The 17,984-nt window shown below is 62.6% G+C and carries 16 protein-coding genes; 10 read left to right on the top strand and 6 right to left on the bottom strand.

Annotated features, from left to right (window positions below; all coding sequences use genetic code 11):
• Nucleotides 1-39: 39 nt before the first annotated feature.
• Both SJ05684_RS20945 and SJ05684_RS20940 read right to left on the bottom strand, forming a co-directional pair.
• On the bottom strand, nt 40-1,590 hold the full coding sequence (locus SJ05684_RS20945; protein ID WP_050980099.1) for a bifunctional aminoglycoside phosphotransferase/ATP-binding protein: 1,551 nt from the start codon (nt 1,588-1,590) through the stop codon (nt 40-42).
• A gap of 156 nt (nt 1,591-1,746) precedes the next feature.
• The gene (locus SJ05684_RS20940; protein WP_034856968.1) at nt 1,747-2,217 is read right to left on the bottom strand and encodes an Lrp/AsnC family transcriptional regulator; all 471 of its coding nucleotides are present in this window, start codon (nt 2,215-2,217) and stop codon (nt 1,747-1,749) included.
• A 206-nt stretch (nt 2,218-2,423) separates the two neighbouring features.
• Here SJ05684_RS20940 and SJ05684_RS20935 point away from each other — a divergent pair, with 206 nt between their 5' ends.
• The 6 genes from SJ05684_RS20935 to SJ05684_RS20910 all read left to right on the top strand — a co-directional run bounded on the left by SJ05684_RS20935 (nt 2,424) and on the right by SJ05684_RS20910 (nt 7,919).
• A complete protein-coding gene (locus SJ05684_RS20935; RefSeq protein WP_034856966.1) occupies nt 2,424-3,203 on the top strand; it encodes an ABC transporter ATP-binding protein in 780 nt (259 codons plus the stop codon).
• Nucleotides 3,204-3,257: 54 nt separating this feature from the next.
• Nucleotides 3,258-4,028 carry a transporter substrate-binding domain-containing protein gene (locus tag SJ05684_RS20930; protein WP_034856964.1) on the top strand — a complete coding sequence of 257 codons (771 nt, stop codon included), beginning with the start codon at nt 3,258-3,260 and terminating at the stop codon, nt 4,026-4,028.
• A gap of 87 nt (nt 4,029-4,115) precedes the next feature.
• On the top strand, nt 4,116-4,838 hold the full coding sequence (locus SJ05684_RS20925; protein ID WP_034856962.1) for an ABC transporter permease: 723 nt from the start codon (nt 4,116-4,118) through the stop codon (nt 4,836-4,838).
• A gap of 9 nt (nt 4,839-4,847) precedes the next feature.
• Nucleotides 4,848-5,537 carry an ABC transporter permease gene (locus tag SJ05684_RS20920; protein WP_034856960.1) on the top strand — a complete coding sequence of 230 codons (690 nt, stop codon included), beginning with the start codon at nt 4,848-4,850 and terminating at the stop codon, nt 5,535-5,537.
• A gap of 198 nt (nt 5,538-5,735) precedes the next feature.
• A complete protein-coding gene (locus SJ05684_RS20915; RefSeq protein WP_034857104.1) occupies nt 5,736-6,968 on the top strand; it encodes a trans-sulfuration enzyme family protein in 1,233 nt (410 codons plus the stop codon).
• Between the two features lie 45 nt (nt 6,969-7,013).
• Complete coding sequence (locus SJ05684_RS20910) at nt 7,014-7,919, top strand: homocysteine S-methyltransferase family protein (RefSeq protein WP_095694334.1); 906 nt, start codon at nt 7,014-7,016, stop codon at nt 7,917-7,919.
• A gap of 30 nt (nt 7,920-7,949) precedes the next feature.
• Here SJ05684_RS20910 and SJ05684_RS20905 read toward each other — a convergent pair whose 3' ends face one another.
• On the bottom strand, nt 7,950-8,588 hold the full coding sequence (locus SJ05684_RS20905; protein WP_034856955.1) for a phosphoribosyltransferase: 639 nt from the start codon (nt 8,586-8,588) through the stop codon (nt 7,950-7,952).
• 13 nt (nt 8,589-8,601) lie between these two features.
• Nucleotides 8,602-9,264 carry a dienelactone hydrolase family protein gene (locus SJ05684_RS20900; RefSeq protein WP_034856953.1) on the bottom strand — a complete coding sequence of 221 codons (663 nt, stop codon included), beginning with the start codon at nt 9,262-9,264 and terminating at the stop codon, nt 8,602-8,604.
• A gap of 264 nt (nt 9,265-9,528) precedes the next feature.
• Between SJ05684_RS20900 and SJ05684_RS20895 the strand changes: the two genes are divergently transcribed.
• From SJ05684_RS20895 to SJ05684_RS20885, 3 genes are all read left to right on the top strand, one after another.
• Entirely contained in the window at nt 9,529-10,695 is a 1,167-nt protein-coding gene (locus tag SJ05684_RS20895) for a dihydrolipoamide acetyltransferase family protein (RefSeq protein ID WP_034856949.1), read from the top strand.
• A gap of 93 nt (nt 10,696-10,788) precedes the next feature.
• A complete protein-coding gene (locus tag SJ05684_RS20890; protein ID WP_034856947.1) occupies nt 10,789-11,310 on the top strand; it encodes a universal stress protein in 522 nt (173 codons plus the stop codon).
• 143 nt (nt 11,311-11,453) lie between these two features.
• Nucleotides 11,454-11,771 carry a GYD domain-containing protein gene (locus tag SJ05684_RS20885; protein WP_034856945.1) on the top strand — a complete coding sequence of 106 codons (318 nt, stop codon included), beginning with the start codon at nt 11,454-11,456 and terminating at the stop codon, nt 11,769-11,771.
• Nucleotides 11,772-11,862: 91 nt separating this feature from the next.
• Here SJ05684_RS20885 and SJ05684_RS30055 read toward each other — a convergent pair whose 3' ends face one another.
• A complete protein-coding gene (locus SJ05684_RS30055; protein ID WP_034856943.1) occupies nt 11,863-14,739 on the bottom strand; it encodes an AMP-binding protein in 2,877 nt (958 codons plus the stop codon).
• Between the two features lie 510 nt (nt 14,740-15,249).
• A complete protein-coding gene (locus tag SJ05684_RS20865) occupies nt 15,250-16,404 on the bottom strand; it encodes a CapA family protein (protein ID WP_034856940.1) in 1,155 nt (384 codons plus the stop codon).
• 922 nt (nt 16,405-17,326) lie between these two features.
• On the opposite strand from SJ05684_RS20865, the gene SJ05684_RS31200 reads away from it, so the two are divergent.
• Nucleotides 17,327-17,872, top strand: coding sequence for a helix-turn-helix transcriptional regulator (locus tag SJ05684_RS31200; RefSeq protein WP_502587501.1), 546 nt, complete (start codon nt 17,327-17,329; stop codon nt 17,870-17,872).
• The last annotated feature ends 112 nt before the right edge of the window (nt 17,873-17,984 follow it).

Raw genomic sequence — 17,984 nt, 5'->3', positions numbered from 1 at the left:
GGATCTACCTCGATAAGGAGACATGCGGGATTCAAGGTGCTACAGCGACCTTTGCGCGTCTGGTAAAACGCGCGGCGCTGTAGGCTGCAGGCCGAGAATGTCGCGCGCGATCTCTCTCGCGTCCCGATCAGCATCCACTCTTTGCCAGGTGACGTCGCTACTGGCGGCGGCGAGCTGCCGCGTCAGAACCTCGAGATCTGCGTCGGAAGGGCTAACCTTGCGTGATGCGACACGCCGGCGAAGCAGCGCGGCAGTCGCATCGAGCCAGACAGCGGTGTACGGCACGCCGGCCTCCCGCGCCACGGCTTCGATACGTGCGCGGTTCGGCGCCCTGTCGAAGACGGCGTTGGCAACGACCGAGGCGCCCGCCCGCAAGAGCGCCAAGGACCGATCCGCCATTTTGCCGTAAACTTTCTCCGAGACGTCCGGAAGATAGGCGGCCGGCGGAAGCTTTTCCTCGGCCGGAACGCCGTGCATGGCTTTGCGGATGCGATCGCTTTCGACGACCCGTGCTCCAGGCGGTGGGCCGAACTCGGCGGCCAGCAATTCCGCAACGGTGGTCTTACCGGAACCGCTGAGGCCGCCGATCACGATCAGCCGCGCCGGCGCTGCCTTGATCAAGGAACGGGCGAGCTCGAAATAGGACCGGGCCTGCGCTGCCAGTTCGCTCGAGTGCGCCTCGCTTTCTTCGAGCTGCGTGGCGGTGACATGGGCCCTGACCGCCGCTCGGGTCGCCATGAAGTAGGGCAAGAGCACGAAGCCGTCTTCGTCATTCGTGTCGTCGAGATATCGGTTCGCGACAAGGTTCGCGAGTTCCGGGAAACCGCGATGCCAGAGGTCCATCAGCAGAAAGGCGAGATCGTAGAGCGTATCGACTGTGGCGATCTGATCGTTGAACTCGATGCAATCGAAGAGCCGGGGCTCGTCGTCGATCAGACAGATATTGCGCAAGTGCAGGTCGCCGTGGCAGCGCCTGACCTTGCCGGCGGCTTCGCGGGCATCGAGCAATGCCGCATGAACCGCAAGCTTCTCTTCGAACTCCCGGTTGAAGTCACGAAGTTCATCGGTCCCGAAGACCCGACTCGTGGCAAAGCCGGCGGCGTTGATGCGCAACACGCCGGCAATGTTGGCAGAGCCGGAGCCCTGGTGGATGACCGGCGCCGCCTGGTGGAAGCGGGCGATCATCCGCGCCGTTTGGGTCATCAGCTCGACCGTGAGCCGGCCGTTCACGGCCATGCGGTCAAACAGCGCGCCCTGGTCGAAACGAACCATCTCGACGACGGCATCGACAAGCTCCTCCCCTTCATCGAAACGGAGCCTGCCGTCCTTGCTGCGCATGATCCGACGAACGCCGATGTAGAGCCCGGGCGCTGTGGCGGCATTCAGCGCAACCTCCTTTTCACAGGCTTGAAGCCTCAGCTCCGGCGTCGAGAAATCGACATAGGGCAGCTTCACCGCGCGCTTCATCTTGAAGGCACGATCGCCGACAAGGAAGATATAGGAAATATGCGTTTCGATCCGCTCGACCTCATCCGATCCGCGACGCTCCTCGAGAAACGCGATCGCCTCCGACTGATCCTCAGCCAACATGCTTTCCCTTTCTCCACTCGGAGGGCTCTCGACGAGAGGCCAACTCCCAACAGGATGAGCTTCAGCAGGTAGCGCCTCATTGATGCTTATCAACGAGTGGCGCAGGATGTCGACCGAGGCAGCGTCAACGCGGCAAGGACAAGCTTGGTCTTGAGTCTAACCTTCCACGGGTACGAACAGTCCGAGCTTGACATCCTTCAGTACGACATTGGTGTGGATGCGCTTGATCTGTGGGTTGTGTGCCATGATGGTGGCAGTGATCTCGTCGTACTGGCCGACGTCCTGCGCCGTGATAATCGCAATCAGGTCGACGGAACCGGTGACGTAATAGACCTGCTGTATGTGGTCCTGCTTATCCGCCCAGAGGCGGAATTTCGCAAGCGCATCATAGTTCTCACGCTCGATCTCCATGCCGGCGATGAATGTCATCGGATTGCCGGCAACCTTGCGGTCGACGAGCGCGATCTCGGCCGTTATGACCTTCTCCTCACGCATCCTTTTCAGCCGTCGTTGGACCGCGGAGGCTGAAAGGCCCACCCGGTCGGCGATCGCCTCTGCCTTGAGCTGGCAATCGCGCTGCACGATATCGAGAATGCTTCGGTCGAACTGATCCAATGTCTCCGTCATATACCCCCCGCATTCAGCCTGCTGCAGCATCCGGTTGCAACGTTGTGCAGGGCCAAGTCCATCAATTGCCAGCGCGGCGTTCGCGCATAATGAGGTTCGTATGCGCGTAAATTCCGCATCAGGCAAGGTAATTGCGCGGCAATTCCGCACACGGTCGCGCTATGTTCAGGAGAAAACGCTCAAGAAGCCCCCGGGGAACGACAGGAATGATTGAGAAGACAGTCCCCGCTCTGCTCGTGGAGGACGTCCACAAGAGCTATGGCGATCACGACGTCTTGCGGGGCATTTCGCTGAAGGCGCACCGGGGCGACGTCATCTCGATCATCGGATCGTCCGGAGCCGGCAAAAGCACTTTTCTAAGGTGCATCAATTTCCTCGAGATTCCGGATTGCGGCCGTTTCGTCATCAATGGCGAAGAGGTGGAAATGCGATCCCACGCCGACGGACGGGCGCAGCCGGCAAACTGGAGGCAGATCGAGCGCCTTCGCACCGGTCTCGGCATGGTCTTTCAAAGCTTCAATCTCTGGGCCCATATGACGGTGCTCCAGAACGTCATCGAGGCGCCGGTCCATGTCTTGAAGATGGGGCGCAGACAGGCGATCGAGCGCGCCGAGGCGCTGCTCGCCAAGGTCGGCCTTTACGACAAGCGGCACGCCTATCCCGCCTTCCTGTCCGGCGGGCAGCAACAGCGCGCCGCCATCGCGCGTGCTCTTTGCGTGGATCCTGACGTCATGCTTTTCGACGAACCCACCTCGGCGCTTGATCCGGAACTCGTCGGCGAGGTCCTGAAGGTCATACGCGAACTCGCCGAAGAGGGCCGCACGATGCTGCTCGTCACCCACGAGATGAAATTTGCGCGCGATGTTTCCAGCCACGTGATGTTCCTCCATCAGGGCCGCGTGGAGGAACAAGGTCCGCCGGCACAGATCTTCGGGGCCCCACTCAGCGCCCGTTGTCGTGAGTTCACCGGCGCCCTGTCGGCATGAGATCGCCGTTTCCCGCAACACGTCAGCCAAGACACAACTGAAAGAGGAACACGAATGAAATTGCTTTCCATCCTGCTCACAGGCGCAGCGCTTGCCGCATCGACCCTCAACGCCGGCGCGGAGGTACGCTTCGGCGTCATGAACGAGGCCTATCCGCCCTTCTTCACCAAGGACGCTTCCGGTAAATGGGTCGGCTGGGAAATCGAGCTGATGGACGCGGTCTGCACGGAAATGAAGGAACAGTGCTCGATCGTCGACATGTCCTGGGACGGCCTCATTCCCGGGCTTGAGACGAAGAAGTTCGACGTGATCTGGTCCTCCATGTCGATCACCGACGAGCGCAAGAAGACCATCGATTTCACCGACAAATACTACAACACGCCGAGCAAGCTGATCGGTGCCAAGGATGCGGCGGCGGGCGCGACGGCTGACGACGTTGCCGGCAAGACCATCGGCATCCAGGTTTCGACGATCCAGTCCGAATATTTCAAGAAGTACTTCGCCGAGAACACGTCGGAGAAGACCTATTCGACGCTCGACGAGGCCTTCCAGGATCTTGCGGCCGGCCGGATCGACTATGTGTTTGGCGATGCGATCCCGCTCGCCGAGTTCTTGAAGTCCGACTTCGGCAAGGATTGCTGCGCTGACATGGGCGACGTGGCGGACGATCCGGCCATTCTCGGCGTCGGCATTGGCGGCGGGGTGCGCAAGGAAGACACGGCACTTCGCGACAGGCTCAACGCGGCCATCGCCGCCGTTCGCGCCAGCGGCAGGTACGACGAGATCTCCAAGAAGTATTTCGACTTCGATCCCTACGGCAAGTGATTGCCGGTGGGGCGGCGGCGGGGCCCGAGCCCGGCCGCCTCTCTCGCGTAACGCGCCCGCCCCTTCCCGCCAAGCCAGATTGTCCCGATGTCGTCAGCGCTTTCCCTGTTGGAATTGCTATCCCCCTATCCGCCGGGCTGGGGCGGCGTTCTCCTTTCCGGCGCTTTGTCCACCATCGCCATCTCGCTTGGCGCCTATGGCATCGGCATCCTGATCGGCTTCGCCGGCGCGCTCGGAAAGCTGACCGGCGGCCGTCCGCTGGTGATCGCCCTTGATCTTTACACGACGGCCGTCCGCGCGATCCCGGAATTGATCCTGATCGTCGGGCTCTATTACGCCGGAACGGACGGCATCAATCGCGTCCTGCTTGCCGCAGGCCTTCCGCCTATCGAAATCAACGGTTTCGTTGCGGCTGTCACGGTGCTCGGGATCGTCCAGGGCGCCTACATGACGGAAGTGCTCCGCGGTGCCATTCTCGCCATTCCGGTCGGCCAGATCGAGGCGGCGAAGGCATTCGGCATGCGTCCGTCGCTGCGTTTTCGCCGGATCGTGCTGCCGGCGCTGATCCCCAACGCCCTGCCCGGCCTTGCCAATCTCTGGATGTCGGTGACCAAGGACAGCGCCCTGATCGCGGTTGTCGGCTATCAGGAACTGGCGCTGGCGACGCGGCTCGCCGCTGGCAATACCAAACACTATTTCCTGTTCTTTTTCGCCGCCGCGCTACTCTATCTGGCGATATCGCTCGTATCCAACGTGATCTTCGGCTCGCTGGAATTGCGTTTCCGCCGCGGCCAGGCAAAGAATGCGTGAGGCGGGCCGATGAATTTCTCCTGGGTCTCCACCTATTGGCCGCTTCTGGCCGCCGGCGCTGTACAGACCGTACTCCTGCTCGTGATATCCGTCGTATTCGGGTTCATCCTCGCAATCGGACTGGCGCTTGCGCAGATCAACGGCCCGCGCGGGCTTAAATGGCTGGCACGCAGCTACTGCACCTGCCTGCGCGGCACGCCGCTGCTCATCCAGCTCTGGCTGCTCTATTACGGCGTCGGCTCTTTGCTGCCCCTTGTTCCCGGACTGCGGTCCAGCTTTCTTTGGCCGGTCCTGCGCGAGGGGTTCTTCTTCGCTGCAGTGAGCTTCACGCTCAACTATGCAGCCTATGAAGCGGAGGTGCTGCGCGGTGCGCTGCTCGCCGTGCCGAAGGGGGAAATCGAGGCGGCGAGGGCCTTCGGCATGTCGCGGGCAAAGGTGCTGCGACGCATCTGGCTACCGCGCTCCATCCGCATTGCACTGCCGACCATAGCCGGCGAGATCGTGCTGCAATTGAAGGCGACGCCGCTCGCCTTCACCGTGACGGTGATGGACCTCTATGCGGTGGCCTACAAGGTTCGCCAGGATACACTGCTTGTCTATGAGCCGCTGATCGTCGTCACGGTCTTTTACGTTTTCCTGACGCTCCTCGTGACCCGTGCGTTCAAGATCGTCGAGGCACAGGTGTCCATTCGTCGATAGGTCATTCGCCAGCAGAGGACTGAAGCCCCCGCACCCGACCGGACGAAGACGGTTTTTTCAACCAAGATTGCTGCGCTTTGCGCGGATTTCCGGCGGCAGGCATCCCGATTTCGCCGTCGATCGCACCGCCGCTCACATAGAGTCGCATCCATGAAATCAATGGAAAAGGCCCAAATCTCCACCGAGGCATCGCTGTCCATGGTCACTGCCGAAACGGCCCCCTGGAAGGGCCGTAGCCTGCGCGCCGAGACGCTGGCGCTCGATGGCGGTCTTGTGATCGATCCAGCGACGCATGCTATCGCGCCGGGTATTTCGATGTCGGTCAACAATGTGCTGACCCCGGGCGACGGCGCCTTTTCTGCCGATGGCGTATCCGATCTGACGGCGCTGCCCTATCTTTATGCACGATGGACAAACCCCACCGTGCGGCAGCTCGAGCAGCGCATGGCGGCTGTCGAGGGGACGGACGAGGCACTGGCCACTGCAACCGGCGTTGCGGCAATTGCCGCAACCTTCCTTACGCTTTTGAAAAGCGGCGACCATCTGATCGTCAGCGACGTCTGCTATGCTGGCGCCAGCGAGCTCGCGCGACGCATCCTGCCCGACTACGGCGTCGAAGTCACGGCGGTGAATATGTCGCGCATCCAGGAGGTCGCCGCCGCCTTCCGACCCAACACCCGGCTGGTCCACTGCGAGAGCCCCTGCAATCCGATCCTCCGGCTGACGGACATCGCCGCAGTGGCGAGCCTCGCGCACGACAGGGGTGCCCTGCTCTCAGTCGATTCCACCTTGGCGACGCCGGTCGCAACGCAGCCGGCCTCGCTCGGCGCCGATCTCGTCATTCACTCGTTGACGAAGTTCATCAACGGCCATGGCGATGCTCTCGGCGGCATCATCTGCGGAAGCAAGGCGCTGATCGAGAAAATCCGATCCCGCGCCGGGGTCTATCTCGGCGCGTCACTCGCGGCGCAGAATGCCTGGTTGATCCTACGCGGCATCGACACGCTCTTTCCGCGAATTCGCACCGTCTCGCAATCGGCGGAACAGCTGGCCGAGTTCCTCTCCGCGCATCCGGCGGTTCGCGCCGTCACATATCCGGGGCTCGAGAGCCACCCGCAACACGCGCTCGCCAGGCGCCAAATGCGGGTCTTCGGCGGCATGATCACGTTCCAGACCGCCGCCCCGCACGCAGTCGCCGAACGGCTCGCGAGGAAGCTGAAGGTGGCCCATTACGCCTTCTCGCTTGGTCACCAGCGCAGCATCGTCGTGCTTCTCGATACCGACGAGATGATGAGATCGACCTACGGCCTCGAAGGGGCAGGGCTCGATGACTATCGCGCCTTTGCCGGCGACGGTGTCTTCCGCCTTTCGGTGGGCCTTGAAGCCGTCGAGGACCTCATCGAGGACTTCGACCAGGCTCTGCGGCCGTGATCATTCGATAAATCAACAGGTTCAAACAGAAAGATCGTGCATCACATGAAGAACATACGCGTCCTCGACGGCGGCATGAGCCGGGAACTGATCCGCCTGGGCGCCGAATTGCGGCAACCGGAATGGTCTGCCCTGGCGCTGATCGAAACGCCCGAGATCGTTCGGCAGGTGCATGAGGAGTTCATTGCAGCCGGCGCGGACGTCATCACCACTAACAGCTATGCACTTGTTCCCTTCCACATCGGCGAAGAACGGTTTCGCTCCGAGGGGGCCGCGCTGATCGATCTTTCGGGCAGGCTCGCGCGGGCGGCGGCAGACGCCGAAAGTGGACGCAATATCCTCGTAGCAGGCTCCCTGCCGCCGATCTTCGGCTCCTATGAGCCCGAGCGCTTCGATGGGTCACGGGTGCAGGACTATCTCGCCGTCCTAGTTGAAAACCTGACACCCCATGTCGATGTCTGGCTTGGCGAGACCTTGAGCCTCATCGCCGAAGGGGAAGCCGTGCGCGTCGCAGTCGAAGCGTCGGGCAAGCCCTTCTGGATTTCCTTCACCCTGGCCGACGACGTTGGCGCAGTCGACGGTGACGGGCCGCGGCTGCGTTCCGGCGAGCCCGTCGGGCAGGCGGCCGCCTGGGCAGCGGGTTCCGGTGCCGCCGCCCTCCTCTTCAATTGCAGCCGTCCCGAGGTAATGGGCGATGCGATTCAGTTAGCCAGAACCGTTGTTCGCGAGAAAGGCGTATCGATCGAGGTAGGCGTCTATGCCAACGCCCTGGAGGGAGATCAGGAGGACGGCGCGGCCAATGAAGCGCTGCACGACACCCGCAACGATCTGACCACCGACAGCTATTCCCGCTTCGCCTGCCAATGGGCCGAAGCCGGCGCGACCCTCATCGGCGGCTGCTGCGGGATAGGGGCGCAGCATATCCACCGATTGGCGTCGACCCTGAAGTGACGCCGCCTTCCCCTCCACCCGCAGGAGAGCTCACGACCTCCCGGCGAGAAGGTTCATGACGTCCGTGTCGGTCAGTTGTTCGAAATCGCGATAGAAAAAACCGATGGCGCCGAACATTCTCGGCTGAAGCGGGCATACCACCTCGTCCGCTACCTTTTCCAATTCCGCAACGGCGTCCGGCGGCGCAACCGGGACGGCGACCACGATTTTAGCCGGCTGCTTCGATTTGAGCCCGATCACCGCCGCCTTTACCGTTGCCCCGGTCGCGATCCCGTCGTCGACGACGATGACGACGCGCCCCGCGATCGCCGCAGGCGGGTGGTCTGCGAAATAAAGACGACGCCGGCGCTCGATTTCGGCGAGTTCACTTTGATAGACGCTCTCGAATTCGGCGTCGGTCACGCCGGCGAGACGGATCGTCTCCTCATTACGCACGATCGCCGGCCTGTCGCCGTCTATCACCGCTCCCATCGCAAGCTCCGGCTGCCACGGTACCCCGATCTTGCGCACGAGCAAGAGGTCGAGCGGCGCGTCTAGGTGAGCGGCGACTTCAGACGCCACCGGAACGCCGCCGCGCGGCAGCGCGAGCACGACTACATCCTGCCCGCGATAGAGCTCGAGCGCCTTTGCCAGTTGTTTTCCCGCCTCCGAGCGGTCCGAATAACGCACGGCGCTACCTCCGCTATTTGTCCTTGCCGTCTCGGCCGCCACAATGGGTGTCGAACCAGTCCGCCGCTGCCTCGATAACCGCGTCGAGCGCACCCGGTTCCGAAAAGAGATGGGTCGCGCCCGGGATGATCTCGAGCCTCTTCGGGCCGGCGATCTTCGCCAATGCCCACTGGTTCAACCGGAGGACATCCTCGTCGTCCCCTCCGACGACGAGCAGCGTCGGCGTGCCGACCTCTTCGAGCACCGCCGCTGCCAAGTCCGGTCGACCACCTCGTGAGACCACCGCAAACACCCGATCGCCAAGTTCTGCGGCCGCTTCAAGAGCGGCAGCCGCGCCGGTACTCGCCCCGAAAAGGCCGATCGCCAGCCCCCGGGTATCGGGCGTCATCGCAACCCATTTGCATGCGCCTACCAGCCGGTCGGCGAGAAGACGAATATCGAAGACATTGGCGCGGTTTTCAGCTTCCCTCTCACTCAAGAGGTCGAAAAGCAGCGTGGCGAAGCCCCGTCGCCGCAAGGCCTCGCCCACATAGGTGTTGCGGGGGCTTTGCCGGCTCGACCCGCTGCCATGCGCAAACACGATCACGCCGCGCGGGCTTCCCGGCAGGCGAAGAAGGCCGGGCAATCGGTGGGGCGGAATCTCGACTTCGATCACATCGGCTCGTTCTGCGGCCATGGCCCATCGATCCTTGGTGTCATCTTGGCCTCGATACGCATATCATAGCAGGAAAATGGTGCCATTTGGTGTCGGAGACGGTCGCAATGGGCACGGCCGGTGACGCCATTCAAAGCGATCTCGTCAAGCGCACCGCGGATCGCTATTATTCGGCGTCTTGCCGAAAGCACCGGATGCCGGCAGGACATTCCGCCGCCCGTGCGGGCCATCCGCCTGTGCGTGCGTCAGACGAGACATTGCGCAAGTCAGGAAGGCGATGCGACGATGATCGAGTTCAAGATGCCGACGCTTGCGGCCGAAGTCGAGGCCGCGACACTCGTCGAGTGGTTCAAGCAACCCGGCGACCACATCAAGCGGGGCGATGTAATTGCCATCGCTGAGACGCGGACGGGCGCTATAGAGATCGAAGCCTTCGATGAGGGGGTCATCGGAGAGCAGCGTGTTCAGCCTGGGCGGCAGATCGAAGTCGGAGCCGTTCTGGCGACCATTTTCAGCCCCGAGGAAGCCGATCGCCCACGGCGCGCCGCCAAGACGAGAGGCACGATCGCAAGACATCCCTATGAGCGGCGCGGGTCCGGAAGGCCGTCCACGGTGTGGCCACGCCCGACAGAGCGCGCGTCTGCCGGATGGCAGTACAGGGGTGGGATGCTTACGGTACACGGATTTCCCCCCGTGTGGCCCGAAGCGAACGGAGTCGGCGGCACGGCCGAGTTCCCATGCGACCATCGCCAGGAGCAACAAATGTCGAGGCGGGGCTGGTGGTCCGCTCGCGAAGACCTGCGCAAGGCAACCGGTGCCGCCATGCTGCGGTCCCATCGCGAAATTCCGCATTATTGGGTTTCCCATGCCATCGACGCCACGCCGCTCCTCGACTGGGTGGAGGCTGAGAACGCCGGCCGGCGGCGCAATGACCGGCTCCTCTATCTGGCACCGCTGATGAAGGCGGTGGCACTCGCGCTGAAGGAAGTGCCGGAGCTCAACGGCCATTACCGCGAGGGGGGGTTCCGGCCATCATCCGCCGTCCATATGGGACTCGCCACACCGCTGCGCGGCGGCGGTCTTGTCGCACCGACGATCCGCGACACGGACTCAAGGAGCGTCGACGACCTGATGCAGGCGATCGCCGATCTGACGCCACGTGCCAAGCTCGGTCGGTTGAGTGGAACGGAGACAGCGGGCGCGACGGTCGTCCTGAGCAATCTCGGCAACGGCAAAGCCGACAGCATCTTTCCGCTGATTCACCCGCCCCAGGTTGCGATCATCGCCTGCGGCACGGCCGCGCCGCGCCCCTGGGCAATCGCCGATACCGTCTCCGTTCGGCAGGTGATCCAGGTGACGGTCGCCGGCGATCACAGGGTCAGCCACGCGCCACGGGCGGCCGAGTTCCTCGCCCGCCTGTCAGAACTGCTTTCGGAGCCGGAAGCCCTCTGAGCGATCCTGGGCTCGCCGGTCCCTGGCTTTTTGGCCGGAATCATTGAATTCCGCCGGCCTCGCGCGAGACTCTCGAGAATGGAGGAGAGTATCATGACCAAGCACATTCTTGTCGCCACCGATGGATCGGACCAGGCCCGCGAGGCCGTAACGATGGCAGCGGATCTCGCTAAGGCCCTCAATGCGCGACTCACGGTTCTTCACGTCATTCTGCATGGCCTCAGAGCTGAAGAGGCAACCCGTCTTGCCGATGCAGAACATCTGGTCCGCCGCGTCTCGGCCTATACCATGCCTCAACTCGGGCGTACTCCCGCTTCGATGAACGAGTTTTTCCAGGAGTCGCAGGGCGATATTCCGCAAGCGGTTTCCGTCTTGGGCGACCACATTGCCCGCGACGCTGCCGAAAACGCCCGGAGCCTCGGCGTCGGCACCGTCGACACCCGCGTCGAGCCCGGCGATTATGCCGAGACCATTCTCGCCGTGGCCGACGAGATCGGCGCCGACCTGATCGTGATCGGCAGCCGAGGGCTCGGCGGGTTGCGGGGATTGCTCATTGGAAGCGTATCGCAGAAGGTCGTCCAGCACGCCCCTTGCTCGGTCGTAGTTGTGCGCTGAACGGGCCGCGCCGAGGCAGCGAGGGAACCAAGCGGAGGCAACGTGGTTAGCCACTACGAAACGTCCGCCGCAGAGACCGTCGATCATCGCGGCCGGCAACTCTGCGCGACGGCGTCCGGAAAATCAGAGGAAGGACGGCAGCCATGGCAACGTTCATCATGCTGACGCGGCTCAGCCCCGAGGCGATGAAATCGCCGCAATCAATCGAGAACCTCAGCGATGAGATCGCCGAGCACATCCGCCGGGAGTGTCCCGAAGTCGAGTGGAAGGCGAACTATGCCATCCTCGGCCCTGCAGACTATCTCGACATATTCACGGCGCCCGACAACACCGCCGCAACCAAGGTCGCGGCCATAATCCGCACCTTCGGCCATGCGACGACGGAAATCTGGGCGGCGACAGAATGGCAGGAGTTCGTTCAGCTCATCCGCGACCTGCCGACTTCCCGATCCGTGGGCTAGCGCATCGGCCGGAAAATCGAACCCGATTTCGAAAGCGCGATGCGCAGGTTCAAAGCGCGCTTTTGTGCGTCCTACGCGACGCAGCTCCATTTTACTGGCCGACTTGGACCCCATGGGGTGGCTCGGGTTTAGCCAAGCCGCCGAGATCAGGCTCGCCGCAGCGGCTGAGGATTGCGTCGCGGACGGCATCGCGCAGTTTCAGGACGGCCTCGAAATCCGTTCCCTTCGGCGCCACCGCGTCGGCAATCTCGACGCTGATCGCACCGTGTCTCGGAAACCATTGCTCGCCTCGAAGCACGGATCGTGTTCCCCGGATGATACCAGGCAGGATAGAAAGACCAGCGGCCGCCGCCACCTTGAACGCCCCCAAATAGAAGCCGGTGAGGCCGGGCCTGCGGGAGAATGTGCCCTCCGGGAAGACGACGAGGACGCGGCCTTCTCGGGCCAGACTCGTCAATGTCCCGGCATCTTCAAGGCTTCCCGACACATCGTGGCGCTCAACGAATGGAATTCCGAGACGGCGCAATAGCGGGCCGGCAAGGAGATGGCCGGCAAGCTCCCTCTTGGCGACGATCGCCGGCTCGCCGGGCAGGATCGCCGCAAGCACGAGTGCGTCGAAGTAGCTCGAATGATTGAAGGCAAGCATTGCCCCTTCCTTCGGAACGCGATCAACGCCGCTGGTGGCAAGCGGAACCCCCATGACGGCAAGTGCTGCACGGCAGACCCGTCGGACGGCATGCCAGCGCCAGGAGAGCCGGGGGAGCACGAGGACGGCGACCGCGCCGGTCGACAGTGCCAGGCCGAGTACTGCCCACCACCAGGCAGCGTAGAGCAGCTCCTTCAGCAGCCGCGTTAGCCGCCGCATCTGCGTACCGATACCGAGCATCATCAGGCTCGACAGTTGCAATGGGAGGGCTCGGCTGTCCGACCCGATGCGCCCGTCCTCGTAAAGCGCCTTCGCAGCGCCGCGGCGGATCTTGCCGCTCGACGTCTTTGGTACGGACCGCGGCGGTGCGAGAACCACCTCGTCAGCGGGACTGCCGGCGACGTCGGTCGTGGCCGCGATCACGCGCTCCTGCATGGATGCGCGAGCATCCGGATTGGTTTCAGCCGTTTCCGCGATGACAACCACCCGCTCGGTGCCCGATGCATTATCGGTCTGGCCAAACGCGGCGACCCCTCCCTTGCGTACGCCAGGTACGGCTGCTACGGCCGCCTCGATCTCCTGCGGATAGAGGTGGCGCCCGGCACGGATGATGATGTCCTTGACGCGTCCGGTGATGAAAACATCGCCTCCAGCCATATAGGCGCGGTCGCCGCTGTCGAGCCAATCGCCGTGAAAGAGCGCGCGCGTTTGCTCTTCGTTGCGGAAATAGCCTGCCGTCGCGGAAGGACCACGGAATTCGAGTTTGCCCTCCCGTCTTTCGCCAAGCTCGCGGCCCGCATCGTCGACGATGCGGATTTCGTGACGCGGCAGGGGTTGGCCGCATGCGACGATTTCAACCGGCGCCGGGTCTTCCGCGTTAGCGACCTCCGCGATGCCCCGCGTGCTCAACGCTTGGCGGTCGACCCGATCGATCAGGGGAGGCCGTCCGAGCGGCGGAAAGGCAAGGCCGACCGAAGTCTCCGCAAGCCCGTAGACCGGAGCCAAGGCCGACGCGGACAAGCCGAAGCGCCCGAAGCGTTCGCTGAAGCGGCGCAGAGTAGCGGCGCTCACGGGCTCGGCCCCGTTCGCGATCATCCGCAGGGAGCTCAGGTCCAGGCCCTCAAGATGGGAGTCCGACAGCTTGTTGAGGCAAATCTCGAACCCGAAATTCGGCGATGCCGACAAGGTCGCCCGGTAGTTGTGCATCGCCCATAGCCAGCTTTCCGGCCTCGTGAGAAAGCTCAAGGGTGACATCGCATAGAGCGGAGCGCCGTAATAGAGACAGCCCAGCCATGCGCCGATCAGTCCCATATCGTGATAGAGCGGCAACCAACTGACGAACACGTCGTCCGAGCCAGCCTGCATGGCTTCGCCCATTGCGCGAATGTTCGCAAGCAAGTTGGCGTGGCTGAGCACGACGCCTTTTGGGTCACCGGTACTTCCGGACGTATATTGGATGAGCGCGGCCGCGCCCGGATCAGCCGGCCCGGGCAATTCTTTCTCGGATGACGCACTCTCCATGTCCGCAACGCAATCGACCGCCTTCAGCGTCTCCACCATCGCCTTGAGCAGTCCAGCGAGCCTCCTTCCCTCCGGCATGGTGATGAGCAGGCAAGCGCCGGCATTGCCGAGTATTCCAGCTTGGCGGCGCACGTGCTCCTCGAGTTGGGATAGGCGCGTCGGGGGATAGATCGGCACCGGGACGGCGCCGGCGTAGAGGATGCCGAAAAATGCGACGAAGAAATCGAGGCTGGTCGGGAGCATCAAGGCGACCCGATCGCCCGGCATGACACCGCGAAGGACGAGGGCAGCGGCGACCCGCCGAGCGCGAGTGGCAAGCCCTCCATAGGAGAGAGTGCCGAGCGTGGCGGTCTCATCTTCCAACAGGGTCAGGTGCAGCCGGTCGGCATGCTGCTTCTCGTGCCATTCGAGCGCTTCGACGAGCGTGCTCGCCGCGGTCGGCGCGGAAACGGTCGGCAGAGCGGGCGCCGTGCGCTTGCGGCTGGCGCCGCGCCTCTTCGCCGGGCGCGCCTGCTCCAAGGCCCGACCGAGATCGGCGACCGTCTCTGCTTCGGACACGGCACCAGCCGGCAATCTCACCTGAAAGACGCGCTCGATCCGCAAGGTCAATTCCGTGCGGCCAAGACTGTCGATGCCGAGATCGCGTTCGATCCGGCTCGATGGAGCGATCTCGATGGAGTGGGCTCCCTGCGAGTGCAGCTCGCGTACGAACTCCGTTACGATCGCAATCACGTCGCGAGCGTTGGAAGCCTGCCCGTCAACTGCGGCAGGTGAAGCCGGCTGCCCAGTTTCCTTCGACATGGACAACCACCATAGCGCAACGCGACGCGATCGTCTTCACATGCATCGCGGTCCAAGCGTCATTACCGTGGTCTAGGGCCAACTGTGCGATGTATCAAAGTCCGTTCCCAAAGGTGGGAGGTGGAGTGAAGCCTGAAAAGCCCAGTATCGGCTCGTCGCAGCGCGGATCGAACTTCGAAGGCGGCTGCCGACGTATGCAGGTTGGGTCGGTCTGGTAGGCATAGCCGGACAGGCTGACATATCGACCGGTCTCCATACATCCTGCCGTCATCGCGCATGCAAGAACTGCCGTGAAAAACGTCTTCATGACGGGCCCCTTCCGAATACGAGCCGCATCTGTCTGAGGATATGCTGGCTGTACTGCCAATCCGATGCCCAGCCTTGTGCGATCGAAGCCGCGAGAAGAAGGCGGCAAGACCACCCCTCGAGTGCAGCGATATTATACGGATTCCATTGCATCCCGCTCTAACCCATAGGAGTCGGTCAGGCTCATGACTTCGGGCTATATCGCTAGGCTCGCGGCCAGGTGAGACCAATCGTACCGTCGTCTTGCCGCTTCACACCGGTTGCAAGGGACCGGCATTCAAGTTCCAGCCTCGCCAGAAGCCACTCGACATCCCGTGTGGAGGGATAGACCAGGCGGAAGCGATGCGCCTGGAGCGGAACGATTTCGAGCGCCAGCAGATCGCGGGAGACGGGATCGATTCGAACGAAATACATCGGTCGCAGATCTCCCCTGAAATCCGCATAGCCCGCAATGCCTTCATAGTCATTGATGAAATCGCCGCAGCCATAGAGGATCAGCCGATTGCGATAGACCTCGATCGGTTTGGGATGATGCGAAGAGTGTCCGTAGACAACCGAGACGTCGGCCTCATCGATGAGCGCATGTGCAAATTGTCGCTCGGCCGCGGTCACTTCATAGCCCCAATTGGGCCCCCAATGGAGCGACAGGATCGCCACATCGCCCGGACGCTTCACGCCCACGATCTGCTCCGCGACCTCATGCACCCGCGCCGAGGCAAGATCCGGCAGAAAGTTCACCCCCGCTCTCCTGGGTCCGGCGGCCCAGCCAGCAGGCGTCCCGCTCGTCGGCATCGCCAGTGCAAAGACCAGGACGCGACCTTCGCCACCGGCATCGAGCACGGCTGGCGCTTCGGCCTCGGCCCGGTCGCGCCCGGCACCAACCCTCCCTATCCGCAGATCGTCCAGTGTCGACAATGTCTCAAGGAGCCCGGCACCCCCCCAGTCCAACACGTGATTGTTCGCCAGGACACAACAGTCGATGCCGGCGGCCGCAAGACAGGAAGCGTTCTTTGGGCTCATCCGGTAGTTGATGCACTTGGCAACGTAATCGCTGCTGTGAGTGATCGCCGTCTCGAGATTGATAATTCGCACGTGCGGCTGCGCGCGCCGGAATTCATCGAGCGCCACGCCCCAGATGTAGAACAGGTCGACGGGCCAGGGGATCGGCCCATGGGCCCTCTCCGCAAGTCGAACATAGTCGACGGCGGAGCGGAGATAAGTCTCGTATATGGCCGGGTTGCACGGAGCGGGCAGCACCTGATCGATGCCGCGCCCGGTCATGACGTCGCCGCACAGAAAGAGCCGGATGCCAGGCTCTTCGGTGCTCGTTTCCGACGGGCGCTGTCCGGTCGCGCTCATGCCTCACGGATCTCCGGGCGCTATTTTACGCAATTCGCGGGTAGAGGGAAAGGGCAGCACTCGCAACGGCTGCGTGCATCAGCCTCACTGATCGAACTGCCCCACCAGCGGAACAGCTTACTTTGTTCCCTGTTCCGGCATCGGGCTACATAAGGCCCTCGCAACAAACATAACAAAAAACGGGATGGCTTGAACGGCAGCGAACATGGAAGTTTCATCAGACGCGAAACCGCGGTGCCCAACCGTTAAGTCGGCTCGGGCACTCGGCGAGAAGCCGTACACGCATACAAGGGCGCGTCACCGCTTCCATCGGGGCTCCCTTGCAATCGTCTGACGCATCCCGATCGCAGGGCGCAGTTGTCTCCACGGTGGCCAGCATCGCGCAAACCCGCTTTGGCAGGACGTGCTAAGAACTCGATCCTATAACTACGGAGCTAGCGACCGACCGAGAGAGACCGGCTCGCGGGCGGTTACATCTATTTGCCTGAGACCATAACGATGTCGGGACAGCGAACCGGAATGAAGCTTTCATACATCGGCAACGACGCCGATGAGGTCGCGGACGTTCTCGCGCGCTGCATAGGGCCGGTAAACGTTCAGATGCCTCGCAAGGCGGATCTCTCATACAGCTACGGTTCATTGCCGCAGGCTGTGCCGCCTTCAGCCGTGTGCAATCTCGCGGCAGCTTCCGCCTCGGCCAGAAAAACGAGGTCCCGAAGCTGTTGGTCCTGTTTCCCCTCGAGGGATCGGCCTCTATCGATATCGGAAGAAGAACCCTCTATTCCGAAACGGGCAAAGGCGCAGTGCTCGACGGCAACAGGTTGACTCAGGTTCGGCTCGACGTCACCTCTCCATCATCTTTGATCAAAGCGACCTCATTCGCCACATCAGCACCGTCCTGGAACGTCCCGTTCAAGGATCTTTGGACTTCAAGACCGAATTCGACCTCGAAGCCGGCAGCGGTCAGATATTCTTCAGACTGGCGCAGGTCATGGCACAAAGCTTGGGTCCGGATACCGTGGTCGAGGGCATGCCCCATACCCTCGACCATCTTTCGAAGACCCTCATCAGCCTGCTCGTCGATACAATACCGCATCGATTTTCAGCCTCGTTGAGCCAGGGCGAGTGGCTGCCATCGCCGAGGCACGTGAAACGCGCCATCGAGTTCATGCATGCCAACCTATCAAGTGCACTGTCCATCGGGCAGATCGCCGAGGCGGCAGGCATAGGCATCCGTTCCCAGCAAGAGGGCTTCAGGCGCTTCAAAGGAACATCGCCGACAAGCTATCTGACGCAATTGCGGATGGAGGCCGTGCACCGGGAACTGATGGAAGGGGTACTCGAGGTTTCCATTTCCGAGATCGCTCGGAAATGGGGTTTCCGCCACATGGGCCGGTTTTCAAGCGATTACCGTAAGAGCTACGGTCACGCGCCGTCGCAGGCGAGGAAAGGACGGACGAGGCCATAGGCCTTCCGGTCCGCGCGTCTTATCAGACCCGCAAAGATCGCTGTAGATTGCTGAATGTCTTCATCCTTAAACCGAGGTCGATGTAAGGATGAAGACACGCAGTAGCCGCGTC

The sequence above is a fragment of the Sinorhizobium sojae CCBAU 05684 genome, assembly GCF_002288525.1.
Classification (GTDB): Bacteria; Pseudomonadota; Alphaproteobacteria; order Rhizobiales; family Rhizobiaceae; genus Sinorhizobium; species Sinorhizobium sojae.
This window is presented reverse-complemented; position numbering and strand designations above follow the sequence as displayed.